This is a genomic window from Paracoccus kondratievae, assembly GCF_009301415.1.
Taxonomy (GTDB): domain Bacteria; phylum Pseudomonadota; class Alphaproteobacteria; order Rhodobacterales; family Rhodobacteraceae; genus Paracoccus; species Paracoccus kondratievae.
In genome coordinates, this window is sequence record NZ_CP045073.1 from 1,231,141 (window position 1) to 1,251,168 (window position 20,028).

General features: G+C 61.8%; 17 protein-coding genes and 1 pseudogene. 12 read left to right on the plus strand and 6 right to left on the minus strand.

All coding sequences use genetic code 11. The features are described 5' to 3' along the window. Positions 1–461: 461 nt before the first annotated feature. The 3 genes and pseudogenes from F8A10_RS17465 to F8A10_RS17475 form a co-directional block, all read right to left on the minus strand. Entirely contained in the window at positions 462–1,787 is a 1,326-nt protein-coding gene (locus F8A10_RS17465) for an MFS transporter (protein ID WP_227493477.1), read from the minus strand. A gap of 85 nt (positions 1,788–1,872) precedes the next feature. Then, positions 1,873–3,435, minus strand: a complete 1,563-nt coding sequence (locus tag F8A10_RS17470; RefSeq protein WP_152368025.1) for an indolepyruvate oxidoreductase subunit beta family protein — start codon at positions 3,433–3,435, stop codon at positions 1,873–1,875. Positions 3,436–3,443: 8 nt separating this feature from the next. Then, positions 3,444–4,721 (minus strand): annotated as a pseudogene (locus F8A10_RS17475) (thiamine pyrophosphate-dependent enzyme); the annotation flags it as partial. Between F8A10_RS17475 and F8A10_RS17480 the strand changes: the two are divergent. After that, positions 4,708–4,923, plus strand: coding sequence for a hypothetical protein (locus F8A10_RS17480; RefSeq protein WP_227493478.1), 216 nt, complete (start codon positions 4,708–4,710; stop codon positions 4,921–4,923). The pseudogene F8A10_RS17475 and the gene F8A10_RS17480 overlap by 14 nt on opposite strands. Before the next feature lie 43 nt (positions 4,924–4,966). Here the strand turns inward: F8A10_RS17480 and F8A10_RS17485 are convergent, their stop codons facing one another. After that, entirely contained in the window at positions 4,967–5,902 is a 936-nt protein-coding gene (locus F8A10_RS17485; protein ID WP_152368026.1) for a LysR substrate-binding domain-containing protein, read from the minus strand. A 208-nt stretch (positions 5,903–6,110) separates the two neighbouring features. Between F8A10_RS17485 and F8A10_RS17490 the strand changes: the two genes are divergently transcribed. The 7 genes from F8A10_RS17490 to F8A10_RS17520 all read left to right on the plus strand — a co-directional run bounded on the left by F8A10_RS17490 (position 6,111) and on the right by F8A10_RS17520 (position 13,904). Beyond that, positions 6,111–7,052 (plus strand): amidohydrolase family protein, encoded by a 942-nt coding sequence (locus F8A10_RS17490; protein WP_085502092.1) that lies wholly within the window; start codon positions 6,111–6,113, stop codon positions 7,050–7,052. Positions 7,053–7,070: 18 nt separating this feature from the next. Beyond that, positions 7,071–7,976: an amidohydrolase family protein gene (locus F8A10_RS17495; RefSeq protein WP_010394691.1), complete on the plus strand. Its 906-nt coding sequence runs from the start codon at positions 7,071–7,073 to the stop codon at positions 7,974–7,976. A gap of 61 nt (positions 7,977–8,037) precedes the next feature. Further along, positions 8,038–9,408 (plus strand): UbiD family decarboxylase, encoded by a 1,371-nt coding sequence (locus tag F8A10_RS17500; protein ID WP_152368027.1) that lies wholly within the window; start codon positions 8,038–8,040, stop codon positions 9,406–9,408. Continuing rightward, the gene (locus tag F8A10_RS17505; RefSeq protein ID WP_152368028.1) at positions 9,405–10,001 is read left to right on the plus strand and encodes a UbiX family flavin prenyltransferase; all 597 of its coding nucleotides are present in this window, start codon (positions 9,405–9,407) and stop codon (positions 9,999–10,001) included. Before F8A10_RS17500 ends, F8A10_RS17505 begins: the two co-directional genes overlap by 4 nt. A 21-nt stretch (positions 10,002–10,022) precedes the next feature. Next, the gene (locus F8A10_RS17510; RefSeq protein WP_152368029.1) at positions 10,023–11,048 is read left to right on the plus strand and encodes a CobW family GTP-binding protein; all 1,026 of its coding nucleotides are present in this window, start codon (positions 10,023–10,025) and stop codon (positions 11,046–11,048) included. 111 nt (positions 11,049–11,159) lie between these two features. After that, complete coding sequence (locus F8A10_RS17515; protein ID WP_010394681.1) at positions 11,160–12,527, plus strand: nucleobase:cation symporter-2 family protein; 1,368 nt, start codon at positions 11,160–11,162, stop codon at positions 12,525–12,527. Between the two features lie 162 nt (positions 12,528–12,689). Then, the gene (locus F8A10_RS17520; RefSeq protein WP_227493479.1) at positions 12,690–13,904 is read left to right on the plus strand and encodes an amidohydrolase family protein; all 1,215 of its coding nucleotides are present in this window, start codon (positions 12,690–12,692) and stop codon (positions 13,902–13,904) included. Positions 13,905–13,916: 12 nt separating this feature from the next. On the opposite strand, the gene F8A10_RS17525 is transcribed toward F8A10_RS17520, so the two are convergent. After that, positions 13,917–14,474, minus strand: coding sequence for a nucleotidyltransferase family protein (locus F8A10_RS17525; protein WP_152368031.1), 558 nt, complete (start codon positions 14,472–14,474; stop codon positions 13,917–13,919). Next, positions 14,471–15,427: an XdhC family protein gene (locus F8A10_RS17530; RefSeq protein ID WP_227493480.1), complete on the minus strand. Its 957-nt coding sequence runs from the start codon at positions 15,425–15,427 to the stop codon at positions 14,471–14,473. Before F8A10_RS17530 ends, F8A10_RS17525 begins: the two co-directional genes overlap by 4 nt. A 129-nt stretch (positions 15,428–15,556) precedes the next feature. On the opposite strand from F8A10_RS17530, the gene F8A10_RS17535 reads away from it, so the two are divergent. The 4 genes from F8A10_RS17535 (at position 15,557) to F8A10_RS17550 (ending at position 20,021) form a co-directional block, all read left to right on the plus strand. Then, complete coding sequence (locus tag F8A10_RS17535) at positions 15,557–16,279, plus strand: GntR family transcriptional regulator (protein ID WP_010394673.1); 723 nt, start codon at positions 15,557–15,559, stop codon at positions 16,277–16,279. A gap of 76 nt (positions 16,280–16,355) precedes the next feature. Beyond that, a complete protein-coding gene (locus F8A10_RS17540; protein ID WP_029371712.1) occupies positions 16,356–17,219 on the plus strand; it encodes an FAD binding domain-containing protein in 864 nt (287 codons plus the stop codon). After that, positions 17,216–17,716 (plus strand): (2Fe-2S)-binding protein, encoded by a 501-nt coding sequence (locus F8A10_RS17545; RefSeq protein ID WP_010394669.1) that lies wholly within the window; start codon positions 17,216–17,218, stop codon positions 17,714–17,716. Before F8A10_RS17540 ends, F8A10_RS17545 begins: the two co-directional genes overlap by 4 nt. Before the next feature lies 1 nt (position 17,717). After that, the gene (locus F8A10_RS17550; RefSeq protein WP_152368032.1) at positions 17,718–20,021 is read left to right on the plus strand and encodes a xanthine dehydrogenase family protein molybdopterin-binding subunit; all 2,304 of its coding nucleotides are present in this window, start codon (positions 17,718–17,720) and stop codon (positions 20,019–20,021) included. The last annotated feature ends 7 nt before the right edge of the window (positions 20,022–20,028 follow it).

Genomic DNA, 20,028 nt, shown 5'->3' on the forward strand with positions numbered 1-20,028 from the left:
ACGGGCACTGCTGCGGTGCGGCTACGGGCCGTATGCCCCGTTTGTCGCCCCGGAAGATTGGCCTGATGAGGGGGGTAGGATACCCATGCCGGATGATGACGGCGCCGGGATCTCATCCGGCAATGCCAGGCTTCTGTGCGGCGCGGCTGGCACCTTCTCTTGAAGAGCAGGTAAGAGATCCGCAACCTCAATCACCGTCGGGCGGGGCATCGGTGTTTCCGGCGGCCCAGGCCGATGCTCGCATGGAACAGGACCTGGCGCGCTCATCAGCGTGATCCGGAAAATTGAATCAATAACAAGATGATGAGCTGCAGGCTTATGCCTGTCCGGATGCCGGACAGCGCGAGTGACCCCCTCGCAGAAAGTTCATTCATTGTGGGATATCAGGTTGCGTGCCAAGCTCGTCTCCCTCGTGGAGATGCGCCTGAATCACAGGTCGCAGAACAGCGGAGCCCCTTTCATCAACACGGCCTGAAGGTGTGGATATCGACACGTCGCGCGCCAAAACCCCTGTCGCTGCTGTTCAACAGCATCGGAAAAACCGTGCGGGGAGAACGGCGGGAGGGATCGGACATCCGTGCGGCTGGTGGCATGTCATAAGCAGCGATTGCGCCCCCCAGCATCGGTCCGCAAAGTGCTCCGATCCGCGAAAAGCTTAGCGCCCAACCCGTCCCAGCCGCACGGATGTCCGGGTCCAGACGCTGTGCGAGGAATCCGGTCAAAATCAGCGAGGCCGCAACGGTGCCGAACCCAGCGAGGGCGACGAAGATATAGTTCACCACCAACGAATTCTGAAAGCTCAGGGCGAGGATGCCAAGCGCCCCCGCGCCATAGGACAGCGCCACCACCCGCCGTACACCGAAGCGGTCGGCAAGCTTACCCAGGAAAATTCCACCAATGGCCGAACTAAGGCTGAAGACCGCCAGGAAAAGCAAGCTATTGCCCAGGTCGTACCCGCTTTTACGCATGATCTGCGGCAACCATTGCCCTAGCCCGTAGACCAGCAGCAATCCGGCAAAAAGCGCTGTCCAGAAACAAGCGGTCTCGAATGCGCGATCCCGGGCGAATATCCGCGAGATCACCTGAATTACGCCGGGCGCGGCCTCGCGCGTTGCCGGCGCTGCGGGCAGCGGCATGTTCCAGCGCCGCGCGGTTTCTGCGGCCCGTGCCTTGCGGCCTTGCGAGACCAGCCACTCCAGCGATTCCGGCAAAAAAATAGCAAAGATGGGCAGAAGTATCAGTGGAAAGGCACCGATCATCAGCATCATCCGCCAGCCGTGTTCCTCGACATTTGCCCGGCTGACCAGTGCGGCTGCGAGGATGCCGGCCGAATAGCCCGAATACATCAGCCCGTAGTTAAAGCTTTTCCGGCGTTTGGGCGAATACTCGGTGGTCAGTGCGGCGGCGCAGGGGATGATCCCGCCCAGCCCAAGCCCGGCGATGAAACGACTGATGCCGAAAGTCGTCGGATCAGGCGCACGGGCGCTGGCCACCATGCAACCGGCAAACAGTGCCAGACAGGCAATGAACAGCGGCTTGCGTCCGTAAAGTTCGCTTAGCGTACCGGCCAGAATTCCGCCAACCAACATGCCCAGTACGGTATAGCTGCCCATTGCGCCCAGTTGCAGTGGCGTCAGCTGCCAGACGGGATCAGAGGCGAGCGAAGGCAATATCGCGCCCAGAACTCCGACGTCATATCCTTCGGCAAAGATTGCAAGCCAGCATAGAAAGACCACGATATGGCTTTTTGCGATCGAAATTTCGGGTGGTGATCCCTGAGGTTTCATCAGCTTCCCTGTCGCATATTTGTTTAATGTTTAGATATTTCAGATTTAAAATATGTGGCGGCCCAGACCCTTACCTGCGCGCCACTCAACCCGGTTTGGCAAAAGAGGCAACGGTCGTCAGCGCGCCGTCCAACGCCTTACCTTTTTCATCCGCCAGGGCGGCAGTACGCAGGCGGCGCATCCAGTCGGCCGCGTCTGCTCGCCCCTCAAGCATCGAAAGGCTGCCCATCACGCGGGCGAATTTCGACAGCCCGCGCATATGCGTATCGGAATAACCCTTGATCAGGCGGTAATTGGCCAGCACCTCGGCTGCCAAAGCGCGGTCGGTCCTGGCCAGCCTTAGAACGGTCGTGAACCAGTCGCGGACATGTGCCATCTCGGTCTCATGGCGTAGCAGCGAGCGCCGCCACGGGCGAAGGGTGGACACCACCCAAAGCGCCAGAAATCCGCCAAGGCTGCTTGAGCGGATGCGGCGGCCCTTATCGAAATGGCGGGTATAAAAGGCCGCGGTTCCGGGTTTGTTTTGTAACCAGCGGCCCAGACGGCGTGGCAGGGTGGTGGTGAACTCTTCGAAACGCGGGTGAAAATACTCTGTCAGTCGCAAAAGCTGGGCGTCTGTGGTGCCAATCTCGGCCCGGATGCGGCGAAAGCGTGAAGAACGGGTTTTCAGATCAGCGACCCGCAAGATGTCATCATAGCATAACGCCCGCGCGCAGTATTTAGCCGCAGCGATTGTAATGTCAAAAGGGGCGTGATCAAGTGTGTGGATCTGCTTGATCATGTCGAGATACTCGGCACCATAGGCGATGTCCTGATAATCGACGACCTTTTGCAGGCCGAGCCTGGCCATCTCTTGCACCTCGGTCGGCAAGGTGTGCAGACGGGCTTCAAGTGCCTGCCAGGGCTTTTTCAGCTTTGCAGGCACCGCCAGCGCCGGTTTTGCCTTGTCCTCGGCCAGCGGCTGAGGCGGCGGCGCTGCGCCTGTCGCGCAGTCATAGGCCCGGCGGAACCCGCGTAGCGACGCCTCGGCCGTCTTGCCCGAACGACGGATCACCTCTTCGTAGCTTTCACGCGGGAAAGGCAATGCGTTCGAGCCTGCCAACGCTCCCAGCAGCGTGGCTGAAATCACGGTCCCGCTTTCCTTGGCCAAGGCCTCAAGGTCGAAGGCGACGACATGATCGGCAGCAATGCCCATGGCCTTGATCACGGCGCTGCTGTCGGTTCGACCATCGCCCGGTGCAATCTTTTCCGACACTGCCGGAATGCGGTGGGTCGAGGCGATCAGCGTGGTTCGGCCCGGCGTTACAAAGCCGCGCATCACGGCCCGCCCGGCTTCGACCAGTTCCGAGGCCATCAGGATATCCACATCGCCTGGCGCCGGGGACAGCGCAAAGACCGGTTGGCGGCCCGTATCGCGGCACATCTCGACATAATAGATGGTCGCGCCGGTGCGTTGCGCCACGCCTGCCACCGAGGTGGATTGTGCAAGCCAGCCGTTCTCTTCGGCTACTTCCACGATCCAGTTGGTCAGCACGCCGCCGCCCTGACCCCCAACCGCCAGAGCGGCCAGGGTAATGATCCCCTCTCCGTCGGGACCGGGCGAACGGCGGGCGATGCGCGGAGCTGGCTTGCCGGTTTGGATATTCATGGCGGGCCTCATTGAAAGACGATGCGGCGGGCTTCGCGGCGCGCTTGCAGCCGGGTGATGATGCGCTGCGCGAAACGTGCCAGCCGCGATTCGCCGCGCGTGGGGTTCGAGACCAGCTCGGCCTGCCAGAAGCTTGGGCAAAGCACGGCTGCATCAGCGACCTCGCCGCAGTTGCCGCAGCCGACACAGCTTTGGTCGATGCTGGCTACGGGGTCATCGCGCAGGGGATCGCCCGTGTCCTTGACTGACAGCGACGGACAGCCCGACAACCGCATGCAGGCGTGATCACCGGTGCAAATGTCCTCATCCACGCCAAAGCGGGGCTTTACCACACGCTTGCCGTCCTTTGCTGCCCGGGCCAGCAAGGGCTTTTCGCGGCGCTGCTTGTTCAACATGCATTCCGACGAGGCGATGATGACCTTTGGCCCTTCGGCATCCGAGGCGAGCGCCTCTTTCATCGTGTCGCGCATCAGGGTCACGTCATAGGTGCGGTCGATCTGGCGCACCCAGTTGACACCCATGCCCTTTACGGCGTCGATGATGGGGTTTTGCGTCGTTTTGGTCGGGTTGTCAGCGCGCGAGGACAGGATATCCTGCCCGCCCGTGGCCGATGAGTAGAAATTGTCCACGATGACGATCACGCCGTCATTCTTGTTAAAGACCGCGTTTCCGATCGAAGAGGTCAGGCCGTTGTGCCAGAAACCGCCGTCGCCCACGAAAGAGATTGAGCGTTTGCCCTTTGGGTCCTTGTTGCGCAGGGCTGCCGCCGAGGCCGGGCCAAGGCCATAACCCATGGTCGTGGCCCCGATGTCAAAGGGCGGCATGATCGAGAACAGGTGGCAGCCGATATCGGACGAGATATGGTGCGGCCCCAACTCTTCTTGCACGAGCTTGGTGGCGGCAAAGATCGGGCGCTCGGGACAGCCGGTGCAGAAGCCGGGTGGCCGTGAGGGCAGCTTGGCCGAGATATCCGGGATCGGTGTTGCCGGCTCATTCACCGCCTGTTTGGCGACAGGCAGCAGCTCGGGGGCATGGGTCTCAAGAAACAGCCCCAGCGCATCGACCAGCACCTGACCGTTATATTCACCCCCCATCGGCAGCATCCCCTTGCCCTGCAAGGTGACCCGGGCGCCGGCCTTGTAGAGCATGTGACCGATAGCCTGTTCGATGAAATTGGGCTGGCCTTCCTCGACGATCAGAACGGCATCTTTGCCTTCGCAAAAATCGAGGATCTGGCCTTCGACCAGCGGATAGACCGCGTTCAGGCACAACATGTCGACGGAACTGACCGCCATCACCGCTGTGGTGATCGGAGGAGCCCTGCTGACAGGCGGAGCGGGCCATGTCTTTGGCACGCTGGTCGGTGTGCTGACCATGGGGCTGATCCAGACTTGCATCGTCTTTGACGGCACGCTGTCGAGCTGGTGGACCAAGATCGTCGTCGGTATCCTGAGCTGGTCTTTATCCTGCGGCAAAAGGGCTTGCTGAACCTGTAGTGATCGCGGCTTGCCGCCCGGAGATGAGGCAAGTGCTAGGGGTGGCGGTCGCTGTCCTGCGCCGCCTGCTCTTTGCTGACCAGCTCGCGGATGACCGACAGGAAACCTTCCAGCGTTGGTGAGGGGTCGTCCTGACGATAGATGGCGTAAAGCGGAATTCGGGGCGCCGAGATAATGTCGCGGAATACCACGTTCTGAGGGGCAAGCGATGCCATGCTGGCCGGTAACAGGGCCACCCCCATGTTCGCGGCGACAAGGCTGAGCAGCGACTGCACCTCAAGCACCTGCTGGCGGATCTGCGGTGCAAACCCTGCCTTGACGCAGCATTGGTAAAGATAGTCGGCAAAATGCGACTGTCGCAGACCGAACATGACAAAGGGTTGCTCTTTCAGTTCGGTCAACGCCATCGCCTCGCGTTCGGTCAACGGGTGGGTTCGGGGCAGGGCGATCATCAGCTTTTCCTGCTGAATCAACTCGCGATGCAGACCTTCGCGGGCGGGGGGCATGCGGAACAGGCAGATATCGATCCGCCGTTCAAGCAAGCCCTCGATCTGGCGTGCCGGTGTCAGTTCGTGCAGGCGCCACTCAACCTCCGGATGGCGCTCACGAAAGGTTTCCAGTGCGGCAGGCACCACGCCGACCAGGGATGAACTGATGACACCAATCTCCAGCCGTCCGATCTGGCCGCTTGCAGTACGGCGGGCGGTCGTAACTGCCTTTTCCAGCTGCTGAAAGACCAGCGGCGCCTGTTCAAGAAACGCATGTCCGGCGGGGGTCAGCTCGACATGGTGATGGCTGCGCAAAAACAGCGCGGCGCCCAGGTCGGCCTCCAGCTGGCGAATCTGCTGGCTTAGCGGTGGTTGGGACATGTTCAGACGTGCGGCAGCACGGCCGAAATGCAGTTCCTCGGCCAGCACGAGAAAGTAGCGCAGTGTGCGCAGGTTGAAGGGACGCAGATCGGCAAGGTCCATATTCAAAACATCTCACCATCACATGAAAGCGATATTATACGAATGGGTGATGTGATGCCAACCTTGGCCTGAAGGAAATCGCCACTGTCGGGAAAAGTTGTTCGGCGCAAGTCAGGCGCGGGCGCTGCAAGCGGTCCGTCATGGGATGGGCACGGCGGTTTTCTTGTCCATCGGCCCCACAGCGGAGCCGAGCAGAAGGAGACCAAGCATGATCATCGACACTAGCTGCTATCCGACCGATCTGGTTGATCTGGCATGGCAGCACGATGGCGAGCCGTTCAGCGGTGAACGCCTGATCCAGATGATGGACGGCCCCTATACGATCAACGGAAAGCCGCGCCGCATCGACAAGGCCTTTATCCAGCCGCCGCAAGGCAACACCATCTACACCTGGACCGACGGCGAACTTTCAGGGCGCGAGTCCATCGACAGATACATGGCCTATACGCTGAAGATGGTTCAGAAATACCCGGATCGCTTCATCGGCTGCTTCGTCTATAACCCGCGCTGCGGCGTGCAGAACGGTGTCGAGGCGATCGGGCGCTATGTCACCGAACATGGTTTTAAGATGGTGCAGTTCCAGGCGAACATGCACGCCTATCGGCCTGACCGGGCCAAGGACTGGTTGCGCCCCGCGCTTGACAAATGTGCCGAGCTGGGCGTGCTGGTCAAGGTTCACACCGGGGACGGTCCCTACTCGATCCCGACCGAATGGATTCCGCTGATCAAGGAATACCCGCAGATCAATTTCATCATGGCGCATTTCGGTGTGCAGACCGGCGGGGTCTATTGTTTCGAGCCCTTCCAGTGGGCGATGGAACTGCCCAACGTCTATTGCGAAACCGCCTGGTGCCTGCAGTCGCGGATCGTAGAATTCGCCAAGGAATTGCCAACGCACAAGATCCTTTACGGTTCGGATACGCCGCCGAATGAACCCGGCATGTGGCTGAACCTGCTTGAGGTTCTTTGCCATGAACCGCCGCAGGGCATGAACCTCGATGAGGCCACGCTTGAGGATTACCTGGGCAACAACCTGGCGCGGATGATCGGCATCGAGCCGACCCCCCATCCTGCGACCTATGAGGACGCGGTAGCCGAACTCGAACGCCACGGCATTGAGAACCGGCACTACCTCGCCACCCTCGTCTGAGATCTTCGGAGAGCGACAATGATCATCGACACGCACCTGCATCCTACCAATCTGGTGGATGAGGCATGGCGGCACACGGGCGAGCCCTTTACCGGCGAGCGTATGCTGAAACTCATGGACGGCCCCTATATGATCAACGGCAAGCCGCGCCGGATCGACATGGGCTTTATCCAGCCGCCGCCCGGAAATACCGGCTATCGGGATGGGAACCGCCGCGGCCGCGAGGGCATCCGCGACTACATGTCCTACGTTGCCGAGCTTTGCCAGAAATATCCTGACCGCTTTATCGGCAACTTTACCTTCAACCCGCGCTGGGGGCCGGAAAACGGTGCCGCCGAACTGGAGTTTCATGTCAAGGAATACGGCTTCAGGATGCTGAAGCTGCATTCCAACATGCATGGCTATCGTCCTGATCGCGCATTGGAATGGTTGCGTCCGGCAATGCGGAAATGCGCAGAACTGGGCGTGGTGGTGCTGATTCACACCGGGGATGGTCCCTATTCCATCCCGACCCAGTTTTATCCGATCATCCGCGAATTCCCGATGGTCAACTTTATCATTGGCCATTTCGGTATCCAGACTGGCGGGAACTATAGTTTCGAGGCCTTCTGGATGGCGATGGACACACCCAACGTCTATTGCGAATCCGGCTGGTGCTTCCAGTCGCGGATCGTTGAGTTCGCCAAGCAGCTGCCGCCGCACAAGATCGTGTTTGGCACCGACTCGCCGCCGAACAACCCCGGCATGTGGTTGCGGGAACTGGAGGTTCTCTGCTCGCCCGAGCCGCAGGGGATGAACCTGAGCGAGGACATTCTGGAAGATTATCTGGGCAACAACATTGCCCGTCTGATCGGTCTCGAGCCGACCAAGCCTCCCAAGGACCTGGCCGAGGCCGAGAAGCGCCTTAAGGCGACCTACGTCTGAGGCATGGGTGCGGGGCCCCCGACCCCGCACCCCTTTCATCCGGCCCGCAGGGAAAGCGAACATGAGCCAGAATCAGGATTTCCAAAGCTTTGCCCGCGAGTATCGGGCGCGTTTTCCGCAGGATGTGCTGCATGTGCCTTCTGCCCTTACAGACGGGCAGGACGTGACCGCGCTGGTCGAGGCATTGGCACGGCAAGGCCGTTCACCGATGCTGTTCTGCGATCGGGTGCCGGGCAGTGACTGGCCCCTGGTCACCAACGCCTTTGCCTCGCGCAACCGCATTGCGCGCATTCTTGGAACCGATCCCGACAACCTGCACGCCGAATATCAGCGCCGCGCCAATTCTCCGATCGAACCCGAATATGTGGAAAGCGGTCCGGTGGCGGAAGAGGTTGCCGAAGGCGATGCCGTCGATCTGGGAAACGTGCCAATGATCCGGCATTTCGACAGCGACCGCGGTCCTTACGCGACCAATGCGATCATCGTTGCCTGTGATCCCGAAACCGGGGTGGCGAACCTTAGCTATCATCGCTCGATGCGCCATGCGCGCAATGCGCTGGCAACCAGCCTGCATTCGCGCGGCCATCTGTGGCGCATGTATGAAACAGCGCGCAGCGCCGGGCGGCCCTTGCCGGTTGCCATGGTGATAGGGGCGCATCCGCTGTTCATGCTCGCCGCCTCGGCCCGGGTGGCCTATGGGGTCGATGAGCGGGCGATTGCAGGCGCCTTGATGCAAGAGCCGCTGAAACTGCTGCGCACACCCCGGCACGGGATCGGCGTGCCAGCAGCTGCCGAGTTCGTGCTTGAGGGCCATCTGGACCCCGAAGCCCATGTAGCCGAGGGCCCGTTCGGAGAGTTTTCGGGCTACAGTTCCGACCGTTCCACCAACACCTTGTTCCACGTTACGGCCATAATGCGCAAACGCGCGCCCTGGCTGGTTGATGTGGTGGGCGGAGCGACGGACGAACACCTTAACCTTGCACGCCTGCCGCGCGAGGCCGAGATGTTTGAAAAGCTGAAGGCCCGCTTCCCGGCGGTGACGCGGTTGCATTATCCGACCTCGGGCACGCATTTTCACGCCTATGTGGCGCTGCGCCAAAGCCGCCCCGGCGAGGCGCGACAGGTCATGCTGGGTCTGCTGGGCTGGGACCCCTATCTGAAAACGGTGGTCGCGGTCGATGAGGATATCGACGTCACCCAGGACAGCCAGGTGCTTTGGGCGCTGGCGACGCATTTCCAGCCGCATCGCGACATGTTCACCATCGCTGGCCTGCCGGGCAGCCCGCTGGACCCATCCTCGACCTCTGACGGCACCACATCGCGTCTGGCGCTGGATGCCACGCGCGGACCAGATTTTCACGGCATCCGCGCCACGATCAGCCCCGCAGCGCAAGAACGTGCCCGGGCCCTGATCGCGGGGGGGCAGCCATGAACGCCCATGCCGTCCCCCACGGTGAGACGCCTGGGCGTATGGCGGTGGGGATCAGTGGCGCATCGGGCTTTGTCTACGGGGTGCGCCTGCTTGAAATCCTGCGTGATCTGGGGATCGAGACCCATGTCGTTGTCAGCCGCGCCGCCCTTTTGACAATGGTTCATGAAACCGGCTGCAAGCTGTCGGATGTCGAAGCGCGCGCAGATTTCCTGTACCGTTCAGACGATGTCGCGGCGAGCATTTCCAGCGGCTCATTCCGGACCATGGGCATGATTGTCGCGCCCTGTTCGATGAAGACGCTGGCCGAGATCGCGCAGGGGGTAACCTCGGGGCTGATCAGCCGCGCCGCCGAGGTCACGCTGAAAGAGCGTCGTCGGCTTGTGCTGATGACACGCGAGACGCCGCTGACCCGCAGCCATCTGCAAAACATGCTTGCCGTGACCGAGATGGGGGGGATCATCGCCCCTCCGGTCCCGGCTTTTTACGCACGGCCTGCCAGCCTGGACGACATGGTTGATCACACGCTGGGCAGGGTGCTGGACATGTTCGACCTTGATAGCGGCAAGGTCCGGCGCTGGGTCAAGACCCCCTGAATTTCACTTGGGAGAGGAACGATGCAAAAGACGGTCAAGGACAAGATCCCGGTCACGGTGCTGACGGGGTTTCTGGGCTCGGGCAAGACCACCTTGCTGAACCATATCCTGCGCGAAAATCACGGGATGAAGATTGCCGTGATCGAGAATGAGTTCGGCGAGATCGGCATTGATGGCGGGCTGGTGATCGGCAGCACCGAAGAGATCTTTGAGATGACCAACGGCTGCGTCTGCTGCGTGGCCGAGGCGCGTGATGACCTTTTGCGTGTCATCCGTCAGCTTTTGGCGCGGCCCCAACGGCTGGACCGGATCATCATCGAAACCAGCGGTCTGGCCGATCCCTATCCGGTGGCGCAGACTTTTTTCCTTGATGATCCGATCAGGGCAGAGACCAATCTGGACGGGGTGATCGCGCTGGTCGATGTCAAACATATCCTGCGCCATCTGGACGATACCCTTGTCGAGGCGCATGACAATCAGGCGGTGGATCAGATCGTCTGCGCGGACCGTATCGTGCTGAACAAGATCGATCTTGCCGCTGAGGGCGAGATCGCCGAGGTCGAGGCGCGTGTCAGCCGCCTTAATGAGACGGCCGAGATCGTGCGGTCCAGCCATGCCCGGATCGAGCTGGACAAGATCCTGGGACTTGGCGCCTTTGATCGTACCCGCAGACTGGCCGCGGATATCCATCACGACCATGCCCATCATCATGCGGCGCCCTGGGATAAGGACGGCGATCACGAACATGATGCCTCGGTCACCTCGGTCGGGATTGAACTGCCCGGTCACATGGATCCGGCTGCCATGGCCCGCTGGGTGCATGAGATCAGGCAGCAGGACAACAGCGACCTGTTTCGCATGAAGGGCATCTTTTCGATCCAGGGCGACGACTACTGCTATGTTCTGCACGGGGTTCATGACCAGATCGAATTCCGCCCGAACCATCCCTGGGCGGATGAGCCACGCTGCAACAAGATGGTCTTTATCGGTCGCAATCTTGACCGCGCCGCGCTTCAGGCGCGTCTTGCGCAATGCCGCGCTGCCTGAGGAGGCACGAGCAGCACCGGCAGCGACCCGGGGAGGAGATAAGGGTCGCCTGACCGGGGTTGTCCGGCAGAGTGCCGGATAAAGGGGGAAAACCCAAAACAGGGGGGAGAAATGACAACCACAGTACATCCGGCGGATGAAATCCTGCCGGCAAAGAAGATGTTTGCCCTGGCGCTTCAGCATGTCGCCGTGGCCTATGTCGGTTCGGTCGCGGTCCCGTTGATTATCGCCAATGCTCTTGGCTTTACCCGGGAAGATACGATCCTGCTGATCAGCACGACCTTTTTCTGCTCGGGTCTGGCGACGCTGGTGCAGACGGTGGGGTTTTGGCGCTTTGGGGTGCGGTTACCGATCATGACCGGGGTGGCCTTCAGCAGCGTCTCGGCAATCATCGCGATCGGGACCATGCCGGGCGTTGGTATCTCGGGTATCTGCGGCGCGGTGATCCTTGGCGGGTTGTTTATCGTCCTGATCGCGCCTTTGGCTGGCCGATTGCGGCGCTTTTTCCCGCCGGTGGTGACGGGCTGCATCGTCACGGCCATTGGCATGCAGTTGCTGCCAGTCGCCTATCAATGGGCTGGCGGCGGGAAAAATCACGAGAACTTTGGCGACCCGGTGTTTCTGTGCATCGCGCTGCTTGTGCTGACGGTGATCCTGATGCTGAACCGGCTGGGCTCACCTTTGATGCGCAATCTGGCGGTGCTTGTGGGCATGGGGGTCGGCGCGGCGGTCGCGTGGCTTTTGGGGTTGGGTAACATGGACCCGGTCCGCGAAGCGCCATGGGTGGTCTTGCCGATGCCGTTTCAGTTCGGCCTGCCGCAATTCGGGCTGCTGCCCTTTCTTACCATCACCATCGTCATGATCGTGCAGGCGGTCGAATCCATGGGCCTGTTCATTTCGATTGGCGATATGGTCGACCGGCAGGTGACGCCGCGGCAGGTTTCGGACGGAGTGCGCGCCAATGGCCTGTCCAGTGCGGTCGGAGGTATATTCGCCGGGTTCCCCGTCATCACGCATATGGAAAATATCGGGCTGGTCATCCTCAGCGGCGTGCGCAGCCGTTGGGTCGTGGCGCTTTGTGGGCTGATGCTTTGCGTCTTTTCCTTTTTTCCAAAGTTCGGCGCTTTGCTTGCCGCGGTTCCGGCCCCGGCACTTGGCGGGGCGGCCATGGCGATGTTTGGCATCGTTGCTGCGGCGGGGATTCAGGCGCTTGCCAAGGTCGACTATGCGAACAACCGCTATAACCTGATGATCGTGGCGCTGACGCTGTCGATTGCGCTGATCCCGATCATGGCGCCGAACCTGTTCAGCCAGCTGCCTGATTGGATGAGGACGGTCCTGCACAGCAGCGTGGTCATCGCCTGTCTTGTGTCTGTGACGCTGAATCTGGTCCTGAACGGGGCGGGTGATGATCAGGGCGATGATGTTCATCTGCCGGCTGGTCCGGCCCCGATCACTCCGATTCAGGCCGAGGCCTGAGAACGTTCCGAACTTTGGCCGCGGGGCCCGGCCTTGCGGTTTCGCGACTGACCATGCAACCCGACAGGGGCACGCCCCTTTTCGCCAGAGCTGAGGATGACGATGAACCAGATGCAAAAGGAACCCGCCCGCTCTGCGGTGCTGATCGGGGGAGGCATCCCCATGACGAAGACCGCGTCTGCAAGCCCGGCCGATGTGCTGATCGGTTCTGACGGTCGCATCGCCGCAATTGGGGACCGGATTGACCCACCCGAGGGCTGTCAGATCATCAAGGCCGATGGCTGCCTGATCCTGCCCGGCTTTGTCGATGCGCATCAGCATCTCGACAAGACCGGGGTGCTGCGGTTTGCGCCTAATCCTTCGGGAACGCTTCAGGGCGCGCGGGATGCCTTTGCGCTATATGCCCGCAATGCCCCGCCCGAGGATATTCTGAACCGCGCGTCCCTGACGATCGCGCAATGCCTGTCGCATGGCACGACCGCAATCCGCAGCCATGTGAACGTCGACAAGGATGCCGGTTTCAACGGGATGGAGGCGCTGGCGCAGTTGCGGCGGGACTGGGCCGACCGGGTGCGTCTGCAGCTTGTCGCCTTCATGACCCCGCATCCGGGGCAGGATCTGGACTGGCTGCGCGCCAATATCGACCGCGCTGTCGAGCAGGGCGACGCCGTCGGCGGGACGCCAGCGGTGGCCGAGGATCCCGATACCTATCTGGACATCATTTTTCAGGCCGCAGCGCAGCATGGTCGCCCGGTCGATCTGCATATGGATGAGCATCTGAACGCCTCGCGCCAGCTGTTCCCCAAAGTGTTTGAACGGGTGCGGCGCTTTGGCATGCAGGGCAGGACGGTGCTGAGCCACTGCTCGGTGCTAAGCGCCATGCCCCGGGCCGGGTTCGAGGCGGTGATGGCCGAAATCCGCGACCTTGGCATTGGTGTCATCACTTTGCCTGCTGCGAACCTTTACCTTCAGGGCCGGGACAGCGACATCTTGCCGCCGCGTGGTCTGACCCGTGTGGCAGAGCTGGCGCGGGCGGGCATTCCCATCGCGACCGCTTCGGACAATATTCAGGACCCCTTCGTTCCGACCGGATCGGGCGACATGCTTGAGATAGCGCGCTGGACGCTGCTGGCCGGGCATCTCAAAGGGGATGAGCTGGAGCTCGCCTATCGCATGATTACCGGGATTCCGGCGCGGCTGATGGGGCTAGATGATCATGGTCTGCGCATTGGGGCGCGCGCCGATCTGGTGATCGCACGCAGCGCGGATATTGCCTCGCTGGTTGCCGGTGGTGCGACCGAAATGCAGGTTCTGGCTGCTGGCAGACTGGTTTCGGAAAGCACCCGGCGCCTTGAGCCTATGGCATGGAATGCCTGACCCCGCACCCTGCTAGCAAGGCTGCGGGCCGCGCAAATCCTTGGGGCGGTCAATGTCATGCGCGGTTGCGGCGTCTATCGCAATAAGCCGCTCTGGCGGAATTGTCGCGATAATATGCCGCGCGCCATGATCGCCTGTCGGGGCGGCCCGGGCTGCCGCGAAATCCGATGCCGCGACATAGGCGGGCGGCATCGGACGGCCTGCGGAAATGCAGGCCGCACTGTGGGTATGCCCGGAAAGCTGATGCAAAAGGGCGGCATCTACGTTCGGCATGTCGCCCAGACAAATCAGTAGCCCCTCGGCACCAGCCTCGCTTGCGTATCCAAGTGCCCTGCCAAAGGAATGCGACATGGGCAGGCCGGGCGGCACAGGCAGCAAATGAAAACCCGTCAGCCGGTCGGCCACCTGTGGCGAGGACACAACCGCGATCAGCTGGTCGCATCCGGCTGCCCTCAGGGCCTCTGCCGCCCAGTCCACCAAGGGGCGGCCGCGCCAAAGCGCCAGTAACTTGTCCTCGCTGCCAAAGCGCTGCGATTGACCGGCCGCGAGCAGGCTGCCAACCCGGGTCATGCCGGGGCTCCGGCGGTAACATCCTGCGTGCCCGCGACCATCAGCACTTCGGCAAGTACCGAGACCGCAAGCTGGCGGGGATCACGGGATGAAGGGATCAGCCCGATAGGGCCGCGCACACGCTGGCGTTGCTTGATCGGTATTCCCATGGAGGTCAGCCTTTCCAGCCGGTCCGCCTGCGTCCGGCGGCTGCCTTGGGCGCCGATGTAAAAAGCCGGACCGGACAGAAGCGCGCGCAGAATCTCGGGTTCGTAGTCATGGTCATGATAGAATAGCAGGGCTGCGCAACGATCGTCAGGCAATAGCTCTGCCATGTCAGGCAAAGGGCCAAGCCGCCGGGTCATGCACCCCATGGCCTGCGCCATGTCGAGGCTGCGATCCTCATGCGACAGCAACACATGCCGGAACCCAAGCGAGCGGACCAGATCAGCAAAGACCGCTGCTTCGGCGCCGGCACCAAAGATGACAAAGCGCAGCGGCGGGCGAAAGGTCAGGCGAAACCCCGCATTTGCGCCAAGCTCCAGCGTTCCCACCTTGGTCACCGTCAGGGTGGTGACCTGTCGCGCCGCCATGCGCCGGGCCAGGGTTTCCAGCGGCGCGAGATCATGCAGGGGAAACAGCATAACCTCGATTCCCCCGCCACAGGGCAGCCGCAGATCCATGAAGGGTGAGCCCTGCCCATAGCGCAGCCGCCGTGCGATCCCGATTTGGCGCACCTTTTGCGCGTGCAGCACCAGGTCGGCCTCGATACAGCCCGAACTCAGGGCACCAGCGGTTCGTCCATCCGCTGCGATTGCCATGGCTGCGCCGCGGGTCTTGTAAGCCGGGCCGATGGTTTGGGTCAGAACGGCCATGACGGTTCCGGGGCCGAACTCCAGTGCTGCAAGCCAGGGGTCCAGCAGGGCAGGGTGCTGGTCGCGCACCGGAATGGAAATGTGGAAATCCTGAATCACGAAGCCTCCCAACGGGTTGTCTTAAAGCTTCGCTCGACTGCCTGGGCCGTGAAGAGCGGGATTTAATAGATTGTTGACAATTTATCGGCATCGCCGCAAGCTAAAAATTGTCAACAATCTGGAATCGTCATGAGTCAGACCCCAACCCAGACCTTGCCCGACACTGATCCCGGTCTGAGCAAAAGCGGCCTTGATGCCGAAGAGCGCGTGGTCCGGCTGGTCATGGAGGGCATCGGCCAGCATCGCATCCCGCCCGGACACAGGCTTGTCGAACGTGAATTGACCGAGGGTGCACATGCCAATCGTCAGGCGGTGCGCAATGCGCTGCTGCGCCTGTCTCAGGCCGGTCTGGTGCAGCTGACTCCCAATCGCGGGGCGACTGTCATGCAATGCACACCTGACATGACCCGACAGATCATGCAGGCCCGGATCATTAACGAGGGTGCCGCCCTGCGGATGCTTGCCCCCCGGCTTGATGAGGCAGGATCAGGGCGGTTGCAGCAGATCCTGCGTAATGAAGCCTCGGCTTATGACGAGGGGCGCATTAGCGAGGCGCGCCACTTTTCGCGCCAGTTCCACATCGCCTTTACCGAAATGGCCGGTAACGAAATGATCGCCCGTTTCATGCGTGAATTGATCGCTTGCCAGCCGCTGCTTGCGGCCTGGGACCGGGACCGGCCGTCCAGTTTTTCGGGCGTGATCGCCCATACCAAGACGCTGGCAGCCTTGCAGCGCGGCGACGGAGCCGAGGCCGAGGCCGCCAACACCGAACTGCTATGCGCGCTGGAACGTGAGTTTCTGCGCGAATCGGCAGAACGCGATGTCGGAGGGAGGGCCCGCGGCACGCAATAGAAACGTCCCGGCGTAGCCCCGATCGGTAAGCGGCCAGGCAAAAGAATCGTCGCTTGAATAGCCAGAGGAGGGTGAATTGCGCAGATTCGAGTACCACGAGCCAACATCACTGAAGGAAGCCTCGCAACTGCTGACGTCCCTGGGGGAGGGGGCGTATTTTCTGGCAGGAGGCACCGATTTGTTCGTCGAGATCCGCGAGCGGCTGCGCCAGGTGCGCCATCTTGTGAACATCAAACGGGTGCCGGGGCTGGACCAGATCGAATGGTCCGACCAAACCGGGTTGCGCTTTGGCGCGCAGGTGACGGCCGGGCAGCTGGAGGCCTCGGGCTATCTGAACGGCCGCTATCCCAACCTGCGGGCCGCGCTTAAGGCCCTGGCCTCGATTCAGGTCAGAAACCGGGCGACGGTGGTCGGCAATGTCTGCCGGGCCTCGCCCTCGGCCGATACGATCCCGCCGTTGATCGCCGATGGTGCCGTGATCGAGACTTATCGTCCCGGGGGCGGTCGGCATATTCCGCTGGCCGAATTCTTTGCAGGCCCCGGTCGTACGGTGCTGGAACCGGGCGAAATCGTAATCGCCGTGACCGTGCCGCCGCCCGCGCAGGGCAGCCATCGAGCCTATCTTAAACATGGTCGCCGCAAGGCTATGGAGCTTGCCACCGTCGGGGTGGCGGTCAGCCTTGAGGTCGAAGACGGGCTTTGTACAGGCGCACGTGTCGCGCTTGGTGCGGTTGGTCCGGTGGTGCTGCGTGCCCCACAAACCGAGGCAATACTTGTCGGCTCGCGTCTGGATGCCGCCGTTCTGAACGCAGCGGCAGAACAGGCGATGCAGGAATGCACGCCAATCAGCAATGTCCGCGCTTCGGCCGAATATCGGCGCGAGATGGTGGGGGTCCTGACCCGCCGCGCGGTGATGCTTGCCTTGGAGGAAGCGGCATGAACAAGATTCATCTGGAAATTACCGTAAATGGCGAAGCGCGCAGCATGATGGTCGAAGGTCATCGCTCGCTTCTGGATGCGCTGCGCGAAGAGGCTGGGCTGACCGGCACCAAGAAGGGTTGCGATGTCGGCGACTGCGGTGCCTGCACGGTCATCGTCGATGGGCGGCCCGTTAATGCCTGCCTGATGCTGGCAGTCGAGGCGCAGGGTGCAGAAATCCTGACCATCGAGGGGTTGCAGCCCGATCCCGATACGCTGCACCCCCTGCAAGAGGCGTTCATGGAGCACGGGGCGTCGCAATGCGGCTTTTGCTCTCCGGGCATTCTGATCATGGCAAAATGCCTGCTGGATCGTAATCCCCTGCCCAGCGACGAAGAAATCCGCTTTGGCCTCTCGGGCAATATCTGCCGGTGTACCGGCTATACCAAGATATTTGATGCCATTCGCACGGCGGGCCGCCGCATGGCCGCCGCCAGGGCCCAGTCGGTGGAGGCCTGAGATGACGAAGCATGAATTCCGCATTGTCGGCAAAAGCGTCAAACGTCAGGACGTCATTGAAAAGATCACCGGCGAGGGCCGATACACCGGCGACTATCACCTGCCGGGCCTGCTGTCTGGCAAGATCAAGCGCGCCGAGATCGCACATGCCCGGATCCGTCGGATCGACGTGTCACGGGCGCTGGCCTATCCCGGTGTCAAGGCGGTGCTGACCCATCACGACGTACCACGCGTGCTGCATTACGGCTCGCCGCATCCACGTTCGGCGTCCTGTACGATGGACCAGTATATCCTTGATGACCGCGTGCGGTTCTGGGGCGAGGGGATCGCCGCTGTCGCCGCGGTCAGCGAGGAAATCGCCGATGAGGCGCTGGATCTGATCGAGGTGGAATACGAGCCGCTGCCCGCCGTTCTGGATATAGACGCCGCGCAGGCCCCCGATGCACCGCTGATCCATGACGTCGGCCCCGGCGGCAATCTGGTGATCCCGCCTGTCCATATCGAACGGGGCGATGTCGAAAAGGGCTTTGCCGAGGCCGACCTGATCCTTGAGGGAGAGTTCTCGGGCGGTCGTCCCGTGCCAACCTATATGGAGCCGAATGTCTGCATCGCAGACTGGGATGGCAGCAACAAGCTGACCTTCTGGACCTCGACCCAGACCTCATTCATGGTGCGGGGGGCGTTGGCCGAGGTGCTTGGCCTGCCGCTGAACAAGGTACGGGTGCTCGTTGATCATATGGGCGGCGGCTTTGGGGCCAAACAGGACCTGTTCCAGCATGAATTCCTATGTGCGCTGCTGGCAAAGAAATGCCGTCGCCCGGTCAAGATGGAGTTTACCCGGCGTGAGACCTTTCTTGCCGGGCGGTCGCGCCATCCCTTCCGGCTGTGGCTCAGGCAGGGTTTTCGCAAAGATGGTACGCTGACCGCGCGTGAGATGAAGATCGTCTATGAATCCGGTGCCTATGGATCGCACAGTCCCGGCGTCACCAATGTCGGCACTGCCTCGGCCACCTCGCTTTACCGCTGCGAAAATGTGCGGCTGGATGGGCGCGCGGTCTATACCAACACGCCGATTGCCGGGGCGTATCGCGGCTATGGCGTGGTACAGACCTATTTCGCCATCGACATCCAGATGGATGAGGCGGCCGAAAAGCTGGGTATCGACCCGGCCGGGATCCGTTTGCGCAATGCTGTACGGGAAGGTGATATCGCCCCCTCTGGCCATCCTGTCGTCGGATATGGGCTGGAGGCCTGTATCCGGCACGGCATCCGTGCCTTTGACTGGGCGGGCAAGCGCGCGGCTGACCGTCACGATCCCGCCAACCCCGCGATCCGCAAGGGCTGGGGCATCGGCTGCGAGATGCACGGCTCATCTGCCTATCCGGGCATTAAAGAGCAGGGCAACGCCATTGTCCGTATGAATGAGGACGGCAGCGTTACCCTGCTGACCGGGGCGGCGGGGCTGGGGACCGGTGCCCATACCGCGCTGGCCCAGATCGTTGCCGAAGAGCTGGGCGTGCCCTTTGAGACGGTCTCGGTCGTGCATGGCGATACGGATGTGGTGCCCTGGGATATCGGTGCATTTGCCAGCCACACCACCTATCTGGTCGGCTCGGCGGCAAAAATGGCTGCGGCCGAGCTGCGTCAGCGTGTACTGGCACGCGCGGCCGAAAAGCTGCAGGAAAAGCCCGGGCATCTGGAGATGGTCGAGGGGGTGATCTTGGTCCAGGGGCAGCCTGACCGCAGCATCACCGTGGCTGAGGCAATGGGCCCGTCGCGCGGGATTCCGGCCGAGCATCTGGTTGCCTCGGGCAGCTATATGCCGACCAAGTCCTACTCGTTTGCGGCGCATTTCGTTGAGGTTGCGGTAGATACCGAAACCGGAATCATCGAATGCCGCAAGGTGATGCCCGTCCATGACGTAGGCCGCGTCATCCATCCCGTCGCAGCGCAGGGGCAGATCGAGGGCGGTATCCAGCAAGGCATCGGCCACACCCTGACCGAGGATTATGTGATCGACCGGACGACCGGCCGGTCACTGAATGCCGGTCTGGTCGATTACAAGATGCCGCTGTCGATGGATATGCCGGATATCGAAACTGTAATCCTTGAGGCCGCGCCCGATCCTGGGGGGCCATGGGGCGCCAAAGGGGTAGGCGAGGACCCGATCATTGCCATTGGCCCGGCCATTGCCAATGCCGTTTACGACGCCATCGGCGTGCGCTTTCACCACTATCCGATCACGCCCGAGGATGTGCTGAATGGCCTGCGTCGCAAGGCCGCTGAAAGTTCCGCACGGGACTAAGGCGCAC

Bases quoted from the DNA above. Each gene is read 5' to 3' on its own strand.
- F8A10_RS17485 (WP_152368026.1), bottom strand. From the start codon at position 5,902: ATGGACCTTGCCGATCTGCGTCCCTTCAACCTGCGCACACTGCGCTAC.
- F8A10_RS17470 (WP_152368025.1), bottom strand. From the start codon at position 3,435: ATGAATATCCAAACCGGCAAGCCAGCTCCGCGCATCGCCCGCCGTTCG.
- F8A10_RS17520 (WP_227493479.1), top strand. From the start codon at position 12,690: ATGACGAAGACCGCGTCTGCAAGCCCGGCCGATGTGCTGATCGGTTCT.
- F8A10_RS17465 (WP_227493477.1), bottom strand. From the start codon at position 1,787: ATGAAACCTCAGGGATCACCACCCGAAATTTCGATCGCAAAAAGCCAT.
- F8A10_RS17515 (WP_010394681.1), top strand. From the start codon at position 11,160: ATGACAACCACAGTACATCCGGCGGATGAAATCCTGCCGGCAAAGAAG.
- F8A10_RS17525 (WP_152368031.1), bottom strand. From the start codon at position 14,474: ATGACCCGGGTTGGCAGCCTGCTCGCGGCCGGTCAATCGCAGCGCTTT.
- F8A10_RS17495 (WP_010394691.1), top strand. From the start codon at position 7,071: ATGATCATCGACACGCACCTGCATCCTACCAATCTGGTGGATGAGGCA.
- F8A10_RS17480 (WP_227493478.1), top strand. From the start codon at position 4,708: ATGTCGACGGAACTGACCGCCATCACCGCTGTGGTGATCGGAGGAGCC.
- F8A10_RS17510 (WP_152368029.1), top strand. From the start codon at position 10,023: ATGCAAAAGACGGTCAAGGACAAGATCCCGGTCACGGTGCTGACGGGG.
- F8A10_RS17505 (WP_152368028.1), top strand. From the start codon at position 9,405: ATGAACGCCCATGCCGTCCCCCACGGTGAGACGCCTGGGCGTATGGCG.
- F8A10_RS17490 (WP_085502092.1), top strand. From the start codon at position 6,111: ATGATCATCGACACTAGCTGCTATCCGACCGATCTGGTTGATCTGGCA.
- F8A10_RS17500 (WP_152368027.1), top strand. From the start codon at position 8,038: ATGAGCCAGAATCAGGATTTCCAAAGCTTTGCCCGCGAGTATCGGGCG.
- F8A10_RS17545 (WP_010394669.1), top strand. From the start codon at position 17,216: ATGAACAAGATTCATCTGGAAATTACCGTAAATGGCGAAGCGCGCAGC.
- F8A10_RS17550 (WP_152368032.1), top strand. From the start codon at position 17,718: ATGACGAAGCATGAATTCCGCATTGTCGGCAAAAGCGTCAAACGTCAG.
- F8A10_RS17535 (WP_010394673.1), top strand. From the start codon at position 15,557: ATGAGTCAGACCCCAACCCAGACCTTGCCCGACACTGATCCCGGTCTG.